The organism is Micromonospora sp. MH99 (genome assembly GCF_021442385.1).
GTDB lineage: Bacteria > Actinomycetota > Actinomycetes > Mycobacteriales > Micromonosporaceae > Micromonospora.
Genome location: NZ_MUZA01000005.1, coordinates 50,990 through 67,956, shown reverse-complemented (window position 1 = coordinate 67,956; position 16,967 = coordinate 50,990). Strand labels below are relative to the sequence as shown.

At 73.1% G+C, this 16,967-nt stretch carries 16 protein-coding genes; 13 read left to right on the top strand and 3 right to left on the bottom strand.

Translation table 11 applies throughout. The features are described 5' to 3' along the window. The first annotated feature begins 205 nt into the window (after positions 1-205). The 3 genes from B0E54_RS04255 to B0E54_RS04245 all read left to right on the top strand — a co-directional run bounded on the left by B0E54_RS04255 (position 206) and on the right by B0E54_RS04245 (position 2,244). Entirely contained in the window at positions 206-1,411 is a 1,206-nt protein-coding gene (locus B0E54_RS04255) for an MFS transporter (protein ID WP_234581926.1), read from the top strand. 141 nt (positions 1,412-1,552) lie between these two features. Beyond that, positions 1,553-1,849, top strand: a complete 297-nt coding sequence (locus B0E54_RS04250; RefSeq protein WP_234581925.1) for a hypothetical protein — start codon at positions 1,553-1,555, stop codon at positions 1,847-1,849. Then, positions 1,846-2,244 carry a hypothetical protein gene (locus B0E54_RS04245; protein ID WP_234581924.1) on the top strand — a complete coding sequence of 133 codons (399 nt, stop codon included), beginning with the start codon at positions 1,846-1,848 and terminating at the stop codon, positions 2,242-2,244. Before B0E54_RS04250 ends, B0E54_RS04245 begins: the two co-directional genes overlap by 4 nt. 18 nt (positions 2,245-2,262) lie before the next feature. Here the strand turns inward: B0E54_RS04245 and B0E54_RS04240 are convergent, their stop codons facing one another. After that, the gene (locus tag B0E54_RS04240; RefSeq protein WP_234581923.1) at positions 2,263-3,033 is read right to left on the bottom strand and encodes an HAD family hydrolase; all 771 of its coding nucleotides are present in this window, start codon (positions 3,031-3,033) and stop codon (positions 2,263-2,265) included. An 86-nt stretch (positions 3,034-3,119) separates the two neighbouring features. Here B0E54_RS04240 and B0E54_RS04235 point away from each other — a divergent pair, with 86 nt between their 5' ends. After that, entirely contained in the window at positions 3,120-5,921 is a 2,802-nt protein-coding gene (locus B0E54_RS04235; RefSeq protein ID WP_234581922.1) for an RNA helicase, read from the top strand. Positions 5,922-6,086: 165 nt separating this feature from the next. Next, positions 6,087-6,971: an MHYT domain-containing protein gene (locus tag B0E54_RS04230; RefSeq protein WP_234581921.1), complete on the top strand. Its 885-nt coding sequence runs from the start codon at positions 6,087-6,089 to the stop codon at positions 6,969-6,971. 19 nt (positions 6,972-6,990) lie between these two features. On the opposite strand, the gene B0E54_RS04225 is transcribed toward B0E54_RS04230, so the two are convergent. Beyond that, entirely contained in the window at positions 6,991-7,359 is a 369-nt protein-coding gene (locus B0E54_RS04225; RefSeq protein WP_234581920.1) for a nuclear transport factor 2 family protein, read from the bottom strand. Positions 7,360-7,506: 147 nt separating this feature from the next. Here B0E54_RS04225 and B0E54_RS04220 point away from each other — a divergent pair, with 147 nt between their 5' ends. The 8 genes from B0E54_RS04220 (at position 7,507) to B0E54_RS04185 (ending at position 14,536) form a co-directional block, all read left to right on the top strand. Next, positions 7,507-8,316 carry a helix-turn-helix domain-containing protein gene (locus B0E54_RS04220; RefSeq protein ID WP_234582030.1) on the top strand — a complete coding sequence of 270 codons (810 nt, stop codon included), beginning with the start codon at positions 7,507-7,509 and terminating at the stop codon, positions 8,314-8,316. A gap of 97 nt (positions 8,317-8,413) precedes the next feature. Next, positions 8,414-9,265: a fumarylacetoacetate hydrolase family protein gene (locus B0E54_RS04215; protein WP_234581919.1), complete on the top strand. Its 852-nt coding sequence runs from the start codon at positions 8,414-8,416 to the stop codon at positions 9,263-9,265. Continuing rightward, positions 9,262-10,011, top strand: coding sequence for an SDR family NAD(P)-dependent oxidoreductase (locus tag B0E54_RS04210; protein ID WP_234581918.1), 750 nt, complete (start codon positions 9,262-9,264; stop codon positions 10,009-10,011). Before B0E54_RS04215 ends, B0E54_RS04210 begins: the two co-directional genes overlap by 4 nt. A gap of 19 nt (positions 10,012-10,030) precedes the next feature. Beyond that, positions 10,031-10,798, top strand: a complete 768-nt coding sequence (locus tag B0E54_RS04205; protein ID WP_234581917.1) for a (Fe-S)-binding protein — start codon at positions 10,031-10,033, stop codon at positions 10,796-10,798. Positions 10,799-10,818: 20 nt separating this feature from the next. After that, on the top strand, positions 10,819-12,255 hold the full coding sequence (locus tag B0E54_RS04200) for a LutB/LldF family L-lactate oxidation iron-sulfur protein (RefSeq protein ID WP_234582029.1): 1,437 nt from the start codon (positions 10,819-10,821) through the stop codon (positions 12,253-12,255). After that, the gene (locus B0E54_RS04195) at positions 12,237-12,851 is read left to right on the top strand and encodes an LUD domain-containing protein (protein WP_234581916.1); all 615 of its coding nucleotides are present in this window, start codon (positions 12,237-12,239) and stop codon (positions 12,849-12,851) included. The genes B0E54_RS04200 and B0E54_RS04195 overlap by 19 nt, the downstream gene beginning before the upstream one ends. 81 nt (positions 12,852-12,932) lie before the next feature. Beyond that, positions 12,933-13,508: a TetR/AcrR family transcriptional regulator gene (locus B0E54_RS04190; protein WP_234581915.1), complete on the top strand. Its 576-nt coding sequence runs from the start codon at positions 12,933-12,935 to the stop codon at positions 13,506-13,508. Between the two features lie 44 nt (positions 13,509-13,552). Beyond that, on the top strand, positions 13,553-14,536 hold the full coding sequence (locus B0E54_RS04185) for a zinc-dependent alcohol dehydrogenase family protein (protein ID WP_234581914.1): 984 nt from the start codon (positions 13,553-13,555) through the stop codon (positions 14,534-14,536). Here the strand turns inward: B0E54_RS04185 and B0E54_RS04180 are convergent. Then, entirely contained in the window at positions 14,520-16,967 is a 2,448-nt protein-coding gene (locus B0E54_RS04180; protein ID WP_234581913.1) for a DUF4132 domain-containing protein, read from the bottom strand. The two genes, B0E54_RS04185 and B0E54_RS04180, sit on opposite strands and share 17 nt — an antisense overlap.

Below are 16,967 nucleotides of genomic sequence, written 5' to 3'. Positions count from 1 at the left end.
GATGGCCGGCTATTCTGCTCGGACCGGTATTGATCGACAGTTGGGAGCTGACATGCGCCTCGCCATGGTCACGGTCTCCGCCTCGCCGCGAGGGCACGCCCGGCACTGATCGTGCGCCGCCGGAGTTCACCTCCGGTGGTCCGGTGCTCCTCGCCGCGGAGCGGTCCCACGACGACCGTTTCCTTTCCTGGCTCGAGGAGTTCTTGTGCGTGCCCCTGTATCCGCGCGTCTCGGCGCGGACTTCACCAAACTGTGGACCGCTGCGGCGGTGTCCAACGTCGGCGACGGCGTCACGATGGCCGCCGGCCCGCTGCTGGTCGCCTCCGTCAGCGACGACCCGGCCCTCATCGCCGGCGCCGTCTTCGCCCAGCAGCTGTCCTGGCTGCTGTTCGCCCTGGCCAGCGGTGCCTACGTCGATCGGCTCGACCGTCGCCGGCTGGTCGTGGCCGTCAACCTGGCCCGCGCCGCGGCTCTGGCGGCGTTGTCGACGACCATCGCGACCGGAACCGTCTCGGTGGCCGTCGTCTACGCGGTGCTCTTCCTTCTGGGTACGGGGGAGACCCTCGCGGACACCGCGTTGGGTGCCCTGCTCCCGGCGGTCGTCGCCCCGGTGGACCTGCCGCGCGCCAACGCTCGGCTCTACGCGAGCTTCACCATCGGCAACCAGTTCGTCGCGAAGCCGCTGGGCGCGTGGTTGTTCGTCGTCTCGGCGGCCGTGCCGTTCGGGGTCGACGCGCTCACCTTCGCGACGTCCGCGGCGCTGATCGCGGGCATCCGGCGAGTCCCCGTCAGTGGCGACCCGCCTCGGCGGGCCTCGCTGCGTGCCGAGGTCGCCGCCGGTGTGCGGTGGTTGTGGCGGCACCGACTGCTGCGGACCCTCGCCGTGAGCATGGGACTGGGCAACATCGCGTTCGGTGCCGCGTTCGCCGTGTTCGTGCTCTACTGCCGGGAGCGCCTGGGTGTGTCCACCGTCGGCTACGGCTTCCTGTTGTCCGCGTTCGCGGTCGGCGGTCTGGTCGGCAGCGCTGTCGCCGCGAGGCTGACGCGCGCGTTCGGCAGCGCCACCCTGTTGCGTGCCGGCCTGGTGATCGAGGTCGTGACGCACGTGTGCCTCGCGACCACGATGACACCCTGGATCGCCGCCGTCGTCCTGGTCGTGTTCAGCATCCATGCCATGGTGTGGGGCATCACCGTCACCTCGGTCCGGCAACGGGTCGTGCCTGCGCACCTGCGCGGCCGGGTCGGCAGCGTGTACGCAGTGCTGGATCTCGGCGGCGCCGCGGTGGGCTCGCTCCTCGGCGGCCTGTTCGCCAGCGCCTGGGAGATCACCACGCCGTTCTGGATCGCCGCCGTCGCGATGGCGGCGATCGCCGCCATCGCCTGGCGGCCCCTGCGGGAGGCGGTCGCCTGAGCGCCCGGCCCCGAACGACGGCGGGTTCCGCCGTTCGGGGCCGGGCGCCTCGGCGCGATCTTCCGACGCCGCAGGCACCCGAGCGCCGGACGCGGCCGTGGGTGTTCGCCGAGGCGGTGCTACCGGCGTATGGTCTCGGGTATGACCAGCGCGATGCGGAAGCTGTCCATCTCCGTCCCACCCGACGTGGCGGAGCGCCTGGAGCACGAGTCCAACGCCAGCGCGTACATCACCCAGGCCGTCCGGGACCGGATGCGTCTGGACGCCCTGGACGCGGAGCTGGCCCACCAGGGCATCCAGATCACCGAGCAGGGTGTGGCCGAGGCGCGTGCCCGTCGTGCCGCCGTTGAGGCCGACTGGTCGCCGGAGCGCCGGCATGCGCTGCGCGAGCGGGCACGCCAACACATGCGGGACACCGCCGACCAGCCGGCCGCGTGAGCGCCGCGGACGACCGGCCGGTCCGGCTCGTGCTGGATCGGTCGGCGCTGCTGGCTTATCTGGCGGGGTCGGTGCATGTCGGGGAACCGCTGCACGAGGTGATCCAGGACCGCAACAGGTTCGGTGTCACCGCCGTGACCGCGGCGGAGGCCCTGGCGATCGTCAGTGACCCGAAGGAACGGGCGACCCTGCACCGGCTGCTGATCCTGGACGCCTGTGCGGTGCTCTCCACCGAGGGGCACTCCTGGCACGAACTCAGCTACTGGCGGACGGTGACGGGTCGGGCCGATCTCGCCACCACCGTGCTGGCCGTACTCGACCATGACGCCTCGATCCTGACCGGGGAGGACCGGTACGGTGACGGCGAGCTACCGATCATCCACATTCCGACCTGACGGTTTCCGCAGCGCGGTTCAGGTCGGCAGGGCCAGGTCCAGGACCGCGCCGAGGCCGTTCTCCCGACCCGGGTCGGCGGCCGGGAGCACCAGCACCGCGCAGCCGGCGGCGACCGCACCCGCGTCCGCCGGGGTGTCGCCGACCATCAGCGTCTGCTCGGGGTCGACGCCGAGCATCCCGCACGCCCGCCAGAAGATCGCCGGGTCGGGCTTGCAGCGCCCCACCTCGTACGACAGCACGAACGCGTCGACGAGGTGGGTCAACCCCCAGGCGTCGAAGTGCGGTCGCAGGTCAAAGCCGATGTTGCTGACCACCGCCACCCGCACACCGGCGTCGCGCAGCGCGGCCAGCGTGGGGGCGGTGTCCGGGTACGGCAGCCAGCCCTCGGCGACGAGCAGCCGCTCGTAGAGCGCGTCGGCGAACCCTTCGATGCCCGCGTCCACGGTTTCGGCCAGCCCCGTGTACGCCCCCCGGTGCGCGTGCGCGTAGAGGTCCCGGTCGGCCCACAGCTCGGCCAGCCGGGGCGGCACCCGGGCGGGCAGGGGGCCGCCCGCGCGGCCGGCGGTGAGCAGCCGGTCGGCCAGCGAGGTGGCGCGGACCCGGTCCAGAGTGACCCCGCACGCGGCGGCGGCCTGGGTGACCCACTGCCGGGGCTCCTCGACCTGGGCCAGGGTGCCGTGGAAGTCGAAGAGCACCGCCTTGACGGGCCGTCGGGACGCCCGGGGGACGGTGGGATCCGCGACGCTGCCCGGCGGACTGGTCTGGGGCGGTTCGGCATGGTCCGGCACGCCGTGCACCCTACCGACCGCCGCCGACGGCCCCCGCGCACGGCCTTGTCGGGTGTCGTGTCCCGGCACGCACTAATCTTGGTGCCATGTCGAGCCCCGCCGAGCGGTACGCAGCGGCGCGCCGCCGGGCCGCGCAGACCGCGCAGTTCCCGGCACTGGACGAGTTCGCCCTGGACCTGGGGTTCGATCTCGACGACTTCCAGCGTGAGGCGTGTCAGTCGTTGGAGCGGGGCAGCGGCGTGCTGGTCTGCGCCCCCACCGGCGCCGGTAAGACGGTGGTCGGCGAGTTCGCCGTACACCTGGCGCTGCGCGGGCGGCCCGACGACCCGGCGGTGGCCGACGACGCCGCGACGCCACCCACCCGGCGCAAGTGCTTCTACACCACGCCGATCAAGGCGCTGTCCAACCAGAAGTACCACGATCTGGTCGCCCGGTACGGCGCCGAGCAGGTCGGCCTGCTCACCGGCGACAACGCGATCAACGGCGACGCGCCGGTGGTGGTGATGACCACCGAGGTGCTGCGCAACATGCTCTACGCGGGGTCCAGCACCCTGCAGGGGCTGGCGTACGTGGTGATGGACGAGGTGCACTACCTCGCAGACCGGTTCCGCGGTGGCGTGTGGGAAGAGGTGATCATCCACCTGCCCGCCTCGGTCACCCTGGTCTCGCTGTCGGCGACCGTGTCCAACGCCGAGGAGTTCGCCGACTGGCTGGTCACCGTGCGCGGCGAGACCGCGGTGGTGGTCAGCGAGCACCGGCCGGTGCCGCTGTGGCAGCACATGCTTGTCGGCAAGCGGATGTTCGACCTGTTCCACGACGCCGACGCCGCCCGCAAGCACGACGTGCACCCGGAGCTGCTGCGCTACACCCGGGACCAGATGCGCCGGCTGGAGCTGGGGGAGGGGCGCAGCGCCGGGCCGGGCGCCGGTCGGCGTGGCCCCCGCTGGCGTGGGCCGATGCGCCCGGACATCGTCGACCGGCTGGACCGTGAGGGGCTGCTGCCGGCGATCCTGTTCATCTTCAGCCGGGCCGGCTGCGCCGCCGCCGTGCAGCAGTGCCTCGCCGCCGGGCTGCGGCTCACCTCGCCCGACGAACGCGCCGAGATCCGCCGGGTGGTCGAGTCCCGGGTCACCGCCATTCCCGGCGAGGACCTGACGGTGCTGGGCTACTGGGAGTGGCTCGACGGCCTGGAGCGCGGCCTCGCGGCCCACCACGCCGGGATGTTGCCGGTGTTCAAGGAGATCGTCGAGGAGCTGTTCGTCCGGGGCCTGGTCAAGGCGGTCTTCGCCACCGAGACCCTGGCGTTGGGCATCAACATGCCGGCCCGCTGCGTGGTCCTGGAACGCCTGGTCAAGTACAACGGCGAGGCGCACGTCGACCTGACCCCGGGGGAGTACACCCAGCTCACCGGCCGCGCCGGTCGGCGCGGCATCGACGTCGAGGGGCACGCCGTCGTGGTGTGGTCCCCGGAGACCGACCCGCGGCACGTGGCCGGGCTCGCCTCCACCCGCACCTATCCGCTGCGGTCCAGCTTCCGGCCCTCGTACAACATGGCGGTGAACCTGGTCGGCACGGTCGGCGCGGAGCCGGCCCGGGCGCTGCTGGAGTCCTCGTTCGCCCAGTTCCAGGCGGACCGGTCGGTGGTCGGCCTGGCTCGGCAGGTGCAGCGCAACACCGAGACCATCGAGGCGTACGGCGCGGAGGCCGCCTGCCACCACGGCGACTTCGACGAGTACTTCGCGCTGCGGGTGGCGATCGCCGACCGGGAGAAGGCCATCGCCCGGCAGGGGCAGACCCAGCGCAAGGCCGCCGCCGTGGCGTCGCTGGAGCGCCTGCGGATCGGTGACGTCATCCGGGTGCCGTCCGGCCGGCGGGCCGGCCTGGCCGTCGTACTGGACCCGGCGACCGGCGGGTTCGGCGAACCCCGTCCGCTGGTGCTCACCCAGGACCGCTGGGCGGGGCGGGTCAGCCCCGGCGACTTCACCACCCCCGCCGAGGTGCTGGCCCGCATCCGGGTGCCCAAGCACTTCAACCACCGCTCGCCGGGCGCCCGGCGGGATCTGGCCGCCGAGGTCAGCGGCACCGGCCTGGACCGGCACGGCGGCCGGCGCGGTGGCCGCTCCCGGCAGACGCCCGGCGAGGACCACCGGCTCACCCAGCTCCGCACCGAGCTGCGTAACCACCCCTGCCACGCCTGCCCGGAGCGCGAGGAGCACGCACGCTGGGCGGAGCGGCGTCGCCGCCTGGAGCGGGACACCGAGGAGCTGCGCGAGCGGGTGTCCGGGCGCACGGGGTCCCTCGCGCGGACCTTCGACCGGATCGTCGCGCTGCTGACCGACCGTGGTTACCTCGCCCGCGACGGCGCGGTCACCGACGCCGGTCGGATGCTCGGCCGGATCTGGACGGAAGCGGATCTGCTGGTCGCCGAGTGCCTGCGCCGACGGGTGTGGGACGGGCTCTCCCCGGCCGAGCTGGCCGCCGCGGTGTCCGTGGTGGTCTTCGAGGCGCGTCGCGACGTCGACGAGCGGGCGTCGCTGCCGCGCGGCCCGGTGGCCGACGCCGTCGACGAGACGCTGAAGCTGTGGGGCGAGATCGAGGCCGACGAGGCGGCGCGCGGTCTGGCCGCGACCCGGGAGCCGGATCTGGGCTTCGCCTGGCCGGTCTACCGGTGGGCGCGGGGCGAGGCGCTGGCCAAGGTGCTCGGCAGCGGGCACGAGATCGACGGGGACATGCCCGCCGGCGACTTCGTCAGGTGGGCGCGGCAGGTGGTCGACCTGCTCGGTCAACTTGCCGACTCCGGCGGCGCCTCGCCGGAGCTGCGCTCCACCGCCCGGCAGGCGATAGCGGCCATCAACCGGGGCGTGCTGGCGTACCACACCTCCGCCTGATAATCATTTTCGGTCAGCGTCGTTCTCGAACCGACGCATCGGACGGTCACCGCGACAGCACCCCCCGAACAGCCCGGGGGGCGCTGTTGCGCCTGGTCGGAGCACCCCCGATCATTGCCCGAGCGCCGTGCTTACGCGCCGGTAACGAATGGGGAGAGAACCGCCGTGGCGGACATCAATCACTTTGAGTACGGGTGGATCACACCCGCGCTGAGCTACGCGCTGTCCGTGCTCGGCTCGATCCTCGGGCTCGTCTGCGCCGGTCGCATCCGTACCGCCCGCACCGCCGGTCAGCGCGCCTGGTGGGGCCTGCTGGCCGCCTGGGCGCTCGGCGGCACCGCCATCTGGGCGATGCACTTCATGGCCATGCTCGGCTTCGCCGTCGACGGCACCCGCATCCGGTACGACGTGCCCCTCACCGCCGCCAGCACCGTCATCGCGGTGGTGGCCGTCGGTATCGGCCTGGCCATCGTCGGCACCGGCCGGCTGAATCCGGTACGCCTCATCGCCGGTGGTGTCTTCACCGGCGCCGGCGTCGCCGCCATGCACTACACGGGCATGGCGGCGATGCGCCTCAACGGCAGCCTCGGCTACGACAGCACCCGCGTCATCCTCTCCGTGGTCATCGCCGTCGTCGCCGCGACCGTCGCGCTGTGGCTCGCGATGACCGTCCGGCGCGGACTGGCGATCTTCGCGTCCGCGCTGGTCATGGGCGTCGCCGTGAACGGCATGCACTTCACCGGCATGAGCGCGCTCTCGGTGCACCTGCACGAACGCGCGGGTGGGGTGACCGGCACCGGGGTGAGCACGTTGCTGGTGCCGATCGTCGTGGCGGTGATCTTCGGGGTGGTCGGGCTGCTCTACGCCCTGCTCGCCGCGCCCACCGACGACGACCGGGCCGCCGCCGCGTACCTCGACGCGCGCCGGGTACCGGAGCCGGCCCCGGCCGCGCCGGTGACCGCTCCGGACCCGGTCGGGCTGCGTGCCCGCTCCACCCTCGGGCAGCCCGGCACCCCGTTCCCGTCGCGCCGGGACACCCCGCCGCGCTGACCCCCGGCACGCGGGACGTTCAGGCCACCGGGACCCGGTCCAGGAAGCCGAGCACCTGGCGGAGCTGCCCGTTGCCGTCCAGCACTGCGACGTCGAAGCCCACGACGGGCGCCTCGACCCCGTCGGGTCCCAGCTCCCAGGTGAACCGGAGCTGGTCGTGGTGGCCGTCGACCGGACCGGCCAGCCGGAACGTCATGCCCGGAAACTGGCCCTGCACGGCCGCGATCGTCGCGTCGATCGCGTCCCGACCCTCGGCGACGGTGAGCGGGTCGACGTAACGGGCGTCGGGGGCCCAGACGTCGGCGATCTCGGTGCGGCGGCGGGCCGGGTCGGTCTCGTTCCAGATCGCGATGTACCGCTCGGCCAGCGCGTCGAAGCTCGTACCCATGGCTTCTCTCCTCATTGTCGGGTGACGGGCGGCGGTGGGCGCCGCTCTCGGGACAGATGGTTGCGGCCGGCCCGGGGCGCTGTCGATTACGTCGGAGGTAATGGTCCGCGCACCGGCGCGCTCACTAGGGTCGGTCGCGTGACGACGATGACCAGGCCGGTACGACGGGTCGGAGAGCTGCTGCGCGACTGGCGCCAGAGCCGCCGGATGAGCCAACTGGACCTGTCGATCGAGACGGGGATCTCGGCCCGACATCTGAGCTTCGTGGAGACCGGACGGTCCCGGCCGAGCCCCGAGCTGATCCTGCGGCTGGCCGAGCAGCTCGACGTACCGCTGGCGGACCGCAACACCATCCTGCTCGCCGGCGGGTACGCGCCCGCCTACCCCCGCCACGAGCTGGACGACCCGGAACTGGCGCCGGTGCGCGCCGCCGTACGGCGGATCCTCGACGGCCACGGCCCGTACCCGGCGGTGCTCATCGACAGGCACTGGCAGCTCGTGGAGGCCAACTCCGCCGTGGCGTTGTTCACCGAGGGCGCGGCGCCGCACCTGCTCGTCCCTCCGGTCAACGTCCTGCGGCTCAGCCTGCACCCCGACGGGATGGCCCCGCGGATCGGCAACCTGCCCGAGTGGCGGACGCACCTGCTCACCCGGCTGCGCCAGACGGCCGTCGCCACCGGCGACGCGGCTCTGCACGACCTGCACGAGGAACTGCGCGGCTATCCCGGCGACAACTGCCGTCCTCCGGCCATGGACGACCCGGTCTCGCGGGTCGCGGTCGGGCTCCGGTACCGCCACCACGGCCGGGACCTGTCCTTCCTCAGCACCACCACCGTGTTCGGCACCCCGCTGGATGTCACGGTCGCCGGGCTGGCCGTCGAGTCGTTCTTCCCCGCCGACGCGGCGACGCTGCGTGCCCTGGGCGTACGGGGCGACGGCGACGTCCCACGGAGCTGACCGAGGTGATCCCGCCGTGCCGGCCGCGGGGAGTGGCGGTGTTGAATGCGGGGGTGTCCGCCACCCGCCGGTCCGTCCGGACACAGAGGAGAGTGAGATGAACTTCCAGCGCCTCGGCCCGAGCGGCCAGGAGATCCCTGTCGTCCAGCGCGACGGTACGACCTTCGACCTGCGGCCGCTCACCGCCGACCTGGACGGGGCGTTCTGGGCGTCGGACGGGATCGCGCGGACGCGGGTCGCGCTCGATCGTGGCGAGCTGGCCGAGCTGCCCGACGCGGACAGCCTGCGGGTGGGAGCTCCGGTCGCCCGACCCCACAAGGTCGTCTGCATCGGGCTCAACTACCGCGATCACGCGGCGGAGACGGGTGCGGCGCTGCCGGCCGAGCCGGTGGTCTTCATGAAGGACCCGATGACCATTGTCGGGCCGTACGACGATGTTCTCGTTCCGCGCGGCTCGACGAAGACCGACTGGGAGGTCGAACTCGCGGTCGTCGTCGGCTCGACCATCCGCTACGCCGACTCGCCGCAGGAGGCCATGCGGCACATCGCGGGTTACGCGGTGTCGCACGACGTCTCCGAGCGGGCGTTCCAGTTGGAGCGCGGGGGCCAGTGGGACAAGGGCAAGAGCTGCGAGACCTTCAACCCGCTGGGGCCGAGCCTGGTGCCGGCCGACGAGATCGACGACCCGCAGTCGCTGGCGCTGCGGTTGTGGGTCAACGGGGTTCTCCGCCAGGACGGGTCCACCAAGGACATGATCTTCCCCGTCGCACACGTCGTCTGGTATCTGAGCCAGTTCATGGTCCTGTACCCCGGCGACGTCATCAACACCGGTACGCCCGCCGGGGTGGCGCTGGGTCTCCCGGACCACCCGTACCTGCGCGCCGGCGACGTGGTGGAGCTGGAGGTCGCCGGGCTGGGGCGGGCACGCCAGACGTTGGTGGCGGCATGAGCGCGGAGTTCGCCGGGCTGGCGGCGCTGGTCACGGGCGGCTCCTCCGGCATCGGCCGCGCCACCGCCGTGGAGCTGCGCGAGCGGGGCGCCCGGGTGGCCGTCCTCGACCTCGACCCGAGCGGCCTGCCGGAGGGCATCGTCGGCATCGCCGCCGACGTGTCGAGCCGACCGTCGGTGCAGCAGGCGGTCGCCGCGGCGGCCGACGCGCTCGGCGGCATCGATGTGGTGGTCAACAACGCCGGGATCGGCGCGACCGGGACCGTCGCCGACCAGACCGACGACGAGTGGCACCGCGTGCTCGACGTCAACGTGGTCGGGATGGCGCGCGTCGTCAGCGCGGCCCTGCCCTGGCTGCGCCGCTCGGAGCACGCATCGGTAGTCAACCTCTCGTCCATCGCCGCGCTCAACGGCCTGCCCGGCCGGGCGCTCTACTCGGCGAGCAAGGGCGCCGTGCTGTCGCTGACCCTCGCCATGGCCACCGACCACGTCCGCGAGGGCATCCGGTTCAACTGCGTCTGCCCCGGCACCGCCGACACACCCTGGGTGGGACGGCTGCTGGCGCAGGCGGACGACCCGGCCGCCGAGCGCGTGGCGCTGCAGGCCCGCCAGCCCATCGGACGACTGGTGACGCCGGCGGAGGTCGCGAACGCGATCGTCTACCTCGCGTCGCCGCTGTCGGCGTCGACCACGGGTACGGTGTTGGACGTCGACGGTGGGGTCACCCACCTGCGGGTCCGGCCGTGACGATGGGCGGGGGTGTGCCGTGCGGATCGCGCTGTTCGTGACCTGCCTGGCCGACACCATGTTCCCGCAGGCGGCCACCGCGACGGTGCGTCTGCTGGAGCGGCTCGGCCACGACGTGGTCTTCCCGACCGAGCAGACCTGCTGCGGGCAGATGCACGTGAACACCGGCTACCCGCGCGAGGCCGTTCCCCTGGTACGCCGGCACGTGCGGGTCTTCGACCCGTACGACGTGATCGTCGCGCCGTCGGGCTCCTGCGTCGGGTCGGTGCGGCACCAGCACGCGATGGTGGCCCGGCGGGCCGGCGACGTACGGCTGGCCAGCCGGGCCGAGTCGGTGGCCGGGCGGACGTACGAGCTGTCGGAGCTGCTCGTCGACGTGCTCGGGGTGACCGACGTGGGCGCGTACTATCCGCACCGGGTCACCTACCATCCGACCTGCCACTCCCTGCGGATGCTACGGGTGGGCGACCGGCCGCGACAGTTGCTGCGCGCGGTGCGCGGCCTCGACCTGGTGGAGTTGCCGGCGGCGGAGCAGTGCTGCGGGTTCGGCGGCACGTTCGCCGTGAAGAACCCGGAGACGTCCACGGCGATGCTTGCGGACAAGATGCGCCACGTGCTCGCCACCGGCGCCGACGTGTGCGCCGCCGGGGACGTCTCGTGTCTCATGCACATCGGCGGCGGTCTGTCGCGGCTGCGGACCGGGGTGCGCACCGTGCACCTCGCCGAGATCCTGGCCTCGACCGAGCAGAGCGGCACGCCCAGTGCCCGATCGGCGGTCCGGTCGTGACCCGCCGGACGTTCCTCGGCATGCCGGCGACCGCGCCACCGGTGACCGCGCCGGCCGGCGTGGGGCACCTGCGCGGCGACGAGTCGTTCCCGGACGCCGCGCGGCGGAGCCTTGCCGACCCGCAACTGCGGCGCAACCTGCGCCACGCCACGACGACGATCCGGGCCAAGTCCGCGGGTGTGATCGACGAACAGGCGGACTGGGAGCAGTTGCGCGCGGCGGGCGCGGCGATCAAGGCCGACACCCTGCACCGCCTGCCCGACCTGCTGGAACAGCTCGAGGAGAAGGTCACCGGGGCCGGCGGCGTGGTGCACTGGGCGGCGGACGCCATCGAGGCCAACCGCATCGTCACCGACCTCGTCCGCGCGGCCGGCGCGGACCGGGTCATCAAGGTCAAGTCCATGGCGACCCAGGAGATCGGCCTCAACGAGGCCCTCGAAGCGGCCGGGATCACCCCCGTGGAGACGGACCTGGCGGAGCTGATCGTGCAGCTCGGCGACGACCGGCCGAGCCACATCCTGGTGCCCGCGATCCACCGCAACCGGGCCGAGATCCGGGAGATCTTCCTGCGCGAGATGCCCGGCGTCGACCCGGCGCTCGCCGACGACCCGACGGCCCTCGCGGCCGCCGCGCGCCGGTTCCTGCGCGAGACCTTCCTGAGTACGCCGGTGGCGGTGTCCGGCGCGAACTTCGCCGTCGCCGAGACGGGCACCCTGGCCGTGGTCGAGTCCGAGGGCAACGGGCGGATGTGCCTGACCGTGCCGGACACCCTCATCACCGTGATGGGCGTGGAGAAGGTGGTGCCGACCTGGCGGGACCTGGAGGTCTTCCTCCAGCTGCTGCCGCGGGCGTCGACGGGGGAGCGGATGAACCCGTACACCTCGATGTGGACGGGCGTGACCCCGGGCGACGGACCGCAGGCGTTCCACCTGGTCCTGCTCGACAACGGGCGCAGCGCGGTGCTCGCTGACGAGGTCGGCCGGCAGGCGCTGCGGTGTATCCGCTGCTCGGCGTGCCTCAACGTGTGCCCGGTCTACGAGCGCGCCGGCGGCCACGCCTACGGGTCGGTGTACCCGGGGCCCATCGGGGCGGTGCTGTCACCCCAGCTCACCGGCATCGAGGACAACGCCTCCCTGCCGTACGCGTCGACGCTCTGCGGCGCCTGTTACGACGCGTGCCCCGTCAAAATCAACATCCCGGAGCTGCTGGTGCACCTGCGCGCCGAGGCCGTCGAGTCGCGACCGCGGCCCACCGCCGAGTCGATCGCGATGGCCGCGGCCGCGTACACGATGGACCGACCCCGGCTGTACGCGGCCGGGCAGCGCGCCGCGCGGCTGAGCCGGCTCGCCGGTCGGCGTGGCCGCGGGCTGCCCCCACCGCTGAACGGCTGGACCGCCAGCCGGGACCTGCCCGAGCCGCCGGCGCAGACGTTCCGCGAATGGTGGGCCGGGCGGTGACCTCCCGGGATCTCGTCCTCGGCCGGCTGCGGGCCGCGCTCGCCACCGGCGGCCCCGCGCCGGCACCGGTGTCCCGCGACTACGTCCAGGCCGACACCGTCGACGTGGACCAGTTGGCGCAGCGGCTGACCGACTACCGGGCGCACGTGCACCGGGCCACCGAGGCGGCCGTCGCCGACACGATCGCCGACCTCCTGCCGGCGGGGGCCACCGTCGTCGTACCGCCGGGTCTGCCGCCCGCCTGGCTGCCGTCGACGGTGACCGCGCTGACCGACGACGGCCTCGACCACGGGCGGATCGGGGCCGCGGACGCCGTCGTCACCGCCGCCGCCGTCGCCATCGCGCAGACCGGAACGATCGTCCTGGACGGCTCGCCCGATCAGGGCCGCCGGGTGCTGAGCCTCCTGCCGGACCGGCACGTGTGCGTCCTGCGTGCCGAGCAGGTGGTGGCCACCGTGCCCGAGGCCCTGGCGCGGCTGACGCCGCACCGCCCGCTGACCTGGATCAGTGGCCCGTCGGCCACCAGCGACATCGAGTTGATCCGCGTCGAAGGGGTGCACGGGCCCCGCCACCTGCACGTCGTCCTGCTGCCCTGACCCGCGCCGGCCGCGGCGTGACAGCGATCATGTGGGCACCCTTAATCGAACGGACTAGTCTGTTCGATTAAGGGAGGGATCATGCCGCCGAAGACCCGGAAGACCACCACCGAGGAACGGATCCTCGCCACCGCCGCCGAGCTGTTCTACGCCCACGGTCTGCGCGGCGTCGGCATCGAGCAGGTCATCGCCGAGAGCGGGGTGGCCAAGTCGACCCTGTACGTCCACTTCCGTACCAAGGACGAACTCGTGGCCGCCTACCTGCGGCGCACCGACGACTCGTGGATGGCGCAGCTACAGCGGGCCGCCGAGCGCGCCGGTGACCGACCGGCGGACCAGTTGATCGGGCTCTTCGACGCGCTCCTGGACGCATTCGACAGGCACGGCTTCTTTGGATGCCCCTTCGTCAGCGCCGCCGTGGAGGCATCGTTGGACTCGGAGGCCCGGGCGATCACCCTGCGGCACACCGAGCGGCGGCAGACGTGGCTCACGGAGCTGACCGGGCGGGCCGGTGCGAGCGATCCGGACGGGCTCGCCCGCCAGATCGGGCTCCTGATCGACGGCGCGCTGGCCTCGGGCCGGCTGCTGCAGGACCGGGCGGTCGTGCACGAGGCGAAGAACGCCGCCCGGTCGCTCGTCGCCCACCAGACGGCATGAACCCGACAACGTATTCACCAGGAACGGAAAGGCGAGGTAGCGCCATGCGCGCGGTAGTGCTCAGCGAATTCGGCGGCCCGCTGGTCGTCCGGGAGGTCGACACGCCGGTCCCCGGCGCGGGGCAGGTGCTCGTCCGCATCGCGGCCAGCGGCGTCAACCCGTTGGACACGAAGATCCGCCAGGGGAAGGCCCCGCACGCCCGCAACAATCCGCCGATCGTCCTCGGTCTGGACCTGGCGGGAGTCGTGGCGGAGGTCGGGCCCGGTGTCGTCGGCTTCGCCCCGGGTGACGAGGTGTACGGGCTCACCGGCGGGGTCGGTGATGTCCAGGGGTCGCTCGCCGAGTACGCGGCGGTCGACGCCCGGCTGCTGGCCCGGACGGCGGAATCGTTGAGTCTGCGCGAGGCGGCGGCTCTGCCGCTGGCCGTCATCACCAGTTGGGAGGCGCTGGTGCACCGGGCGCAGGTGCGGGCGGGCCAGCGGGTCCTGGTGCACGGCGGGGCCGGCGGCGTCGGGCAGGTCGCGATCCAGATCGCCCGAGCCCGCGGCGCGGAGGTCTTCGCCACCGGTTCATCCCGGAACCTGGAGACCATCGCGCGGCTCGGCGCGACGCCTATCGACTACAACGCCACCGAGGTGGCGGACTACGTGGCGGCGCACACCGGCGGCGACGGCTTCGACGTCGTCTTCGACACCGTCGGCGGCGCCACCCTCGACAAGTCCTTCACCGCCGTGCGCACCTACACCGGCCGCGTCGTGAGCGCCCTCGGTTGGGGTACGCACAGCCTGGCGCCGCTGTCGTTCCGGGGCGCCAGCTACTCCGGGGTGTTCACCCTGTTGCCGCTGCTGACCGGTCAGGGGCGTGACGCGCACGGCGAGATCCTGCGCGAGGCCAGCGCGCTTGCCGACGCGGGAGCGCTGCGCCCGCTTGTCGATCCCCGACGGTTCACGCTGGACACCGTCGCGGACGCCCACGCCGTCGTGGAGGCCGGCACCAGTGCGGGCAAGATCGTCATCGACGTGCCCTGACACTGGGCAGTTGGCTCAGCACGGTGGGGTCGGTGATCCGGTCGTCGGCGGCGAGCATGATCGCCTTGGACAGGATCGTGGAGAGCATGGGGTCGTCGTCGAACGGCAGGTGCAGCCGCCCGGTCTGTGCACGCGCGGCGACGATGCACAGGTACGCGTCGTCGGGCTCCATCATGACGTTGCCCGACCCGAGGTGGATCCGGTACGCGCCCAGGTTGCCGCGCACCCGCAGGTACCGGTCCGTGAGGTCCACCCGGTCGGCGATGGCCATCCGGGGCAGCAGCCGCGCGAGCGCGTCCCGGCGTACCTGCGCCGACGGGGTCAGCTCCGCGACGGCCGTGCGCTGCCAGTAGGCCGAGAACCGGTCCTCGCCGCGATCGGCCCACTGCGGGTCGGTGGCGATCGAGGTGACGCCGACGAACAGGTCCACGTCGCGCATGGCCTCGCTGAACACCAGCGGTGGCACGTCGATGACCGGTGCGGGCACCCACGTCGTCCCGTCGAGCCGGGCGAAGCGCACCTGGTCGGTCGAGCAGTACTCGACGTCGTAGTGGTGTGGATCCGGGTTGTCGACGAGCGCGTGGTCAAAGGACGCCCGCCACGCCCCGCCGCCGAGGACCTTGGTGGCCTCGCTGTCGTACCCGCCGTCCCAGGTGCCGAGGTAGCCGGCCTGCCAGCCACGGGCGCGCAGCAGGGCGTTGGCCTGCCGGTAGCGCAGGATGTGCCCGGCGAACCGGTTGGAGTAGGTGTGCGTCCTCTCCTCGGCCGGTGTGCGCGGGTAGACCTCCCGGAAGACCTGCTTGAACGGCTGCGTCAGGCCGGCGGAGACCAGGTGGCCGCGCCAGGCCAACACGTCGGCGGTGCTCGCGCGGACGGGATGCCACAACCGGACCGACCCGGGCGCGAGGGCCCGGCCGTCCCGGTCGACGATCGTCCAGCCGTCGCCGTCCCGGCGGGGCAGGCCGGCCGTCCAGCGCTGGCCGTCGGTGCTGGTCTCCCACAGCAGCCGCCGCCCGTAGGTCGCCGTGACCGGGTGGTCGAGGAATCGCGACGACCAGTCCGGGTACGACCAGGTGCGCTCCTCCGACAGCAGTCCCTCGACCCGCTGGCGTTCGCTGACGAGTGTCGCGCCGACCTGCTTGACCAGGCCCCGCAGGTGCGCGAGGTCGTCCTCGTGGGACTGCTTCACCGCGGCCGGGACGCCCTTGAGCGCGACGCCGTCGCGGGCGAAGACCAGGCGTGCCCGGTCGCCCACGATCTCGACCGTCGCCTCGTACGGGCCGACTGCTGTGGGGAGGCGCCCGTCGGGCCCGAGCCCGTGGTCGTCGACGGTCAGCTCCATGACCTCGCTGAGCGACCATCCGCGCCGCGCGCCGAGTTGGGTCAGCGCGGCCTGGACCCGGCTTCGCACGGCCTTGTTGCGAACCGTCACGGCGAGGCGGGCCAGGGTGCGCAGCGGCACGTCGCCGTCGCGGTCGGCCAGCAGTCGGACCGCCGTGATCGCCGTGCGCGGGGCGTGTGGGTATCCGGCGGCCTGGCGCGGCGCCGCCGCCGCGCTGGAGGTGACCCGCGCCAACAGGTCCGTCGCCCTTTCGTCGCGCTCGCGCGACAACGCCCAGACCAGCCCGCGCAGGAGGCGGTCCGAGTCGTCGTGGACGGTCCGCCCGTGGGCGGTGAACGCGTCGAGAAGCCGGCGGACGACCTGCCGGACATCGGGCGCGGCCGCGAGCAGTTCGTCGAGGCGGCGTAGCCACTTCGCGGTCGCCGCCGGTTTGTCCAGCGCGGCGCAGTGCTCCAGCAGCTCCGCAACGCCGGGCGCGACGAGGGCGGCCCCCAGGTCGGCGCGTACGGCGGGCCCGAAGCTGTCTCCGTCGTGCAGCAGCGACGACGGCAGGCGGTTGCCGGTGGCGCGGTCGATGGCCCGGCCGAACAGCGTGACGGCACGTCGGCGGGGCCCGGCCGCGATGAAGTAGTCGTCGACCAGCTCACTGACCAGGGCCGACAGCGCCGGCACCAGGCCGGCCAGCTCGGCGGCCGGCAGGCGCGGCGCGATCAGGGCGGGCAGCTCCAAGTGGGCGCCGTTGTCGAAGCCGTCACCGTCCGCGACGACCTCCAGGCACCACACCAGGTCCGCCCGCGTGAACGGGACGTCCTCGGTGGCGAGGCTGCGCACCACGTCGTTCAGCGCGGTGGGGGTCGAGCCGTCCGCCGACTCGCGGTGCATGGCCAGGGCGGCGCGGCGACGCTCCTCGGCCGGCCACGACTCGACGGCGGCCCACTCCGGCACACTGGTCACCGAGGAACCCCAGAAGTACGTGCCCGCGATCCGCAGCACCGCCCGGATCCGCTCGTCGGCCTCGGCGACACCGGCCTCCACCTGCCGCCGGTCCGCGTCGCTCAGGCGCGGCAGGAGTGCCGTCCAGTCGCCCAT

What these genes read in the sequence shown, in the direction of transcription:
- B0E54_RS04250 (WP_234581925.1), top strand. Translation starts at nt 1,553, where the DNA reads ATGACCAGCGCGATGCGGAAGCTGTCCATCTCCGTCCCACCCGACGTG.
- B0E54_RS04235 (WP_234581922.1), top strand. Translation starts at nt 3,120, where the DNA reads ATGTCGAGCCCCGCCGAGCGGTACGCAGCGGCGCGCCGCCGGGCCGCG.
- B0E54_RS04225 (WP_234581920.1), bottom strand. Translation starts at nt 7,359, where the DNA reads ATGGGTACGAGCTTCGACGCGCTGGCCGAGCGGTACATCGCGATCTGG.
- B0E54_RS04220 (WP_234582030.1), top strand. Translation starts at nt 7,507, where the DNA reads ATGACCAGGCCGGTACGACGGGTCGGAGAGCTGCTGCGCGACTGGCGC.
- B0E54_RS04215 (WP_234581919.1), top strand. Translation starts at nt 8,414, where the DNA reads ATGAACTTCCAGCGCCTCGGCCCGAGCGGCCAGGAGATCCCTGTCGTC.
- B0E54_RS04210 (WP_234581918.1), top strand. Translation starts at nt 9,262, where the DNA reads ATGAGCGCGGAGTTCGCCGGGCTGGCGGCGCTGGTCACGGGCGGCTCC.
- B0E54_RS04200 (WP_234582029.1), top strand. Translation starts at nt 10,819, where the DNA reads ATGCCGGCGACCGCGCCACCGGTGACCGCGCCGGCCGGCGTGGGGCAC.
- B0E54_RS04195 (WP_234581916.1), top strand. Translation starts at nt 12,237, where the DNA reads ATGGTGGGCCGGGCGGTGACCTCCCGGGATCTCGTCCTCGGCCGGCTG.
- B0E54_RS04190 (WP_234581915.1), top strand. Translation starts at nt 12,933, where the DNA reads ATGCCGCCGAAGACCCGGAAGACCACCACCGAGGAACGGATCCTCGCC.
- B0E54_RS04185 (WP_234581914.1), top strand. Translation starts at nt 13,553, where the DNA reads ATGCGCGCGGTAGTGCTCAGCGAATTCGGCGGCCCGCTGGTCGTCCGG.
- B0E54_RS04180 (WP_234581913.1), bottom strand. Translation starts at nt 16,967, where the DNA reads ATGGGCGACTGGACGGCACTCCTGCCGCGCCTGAGCGACGCGGACCGG.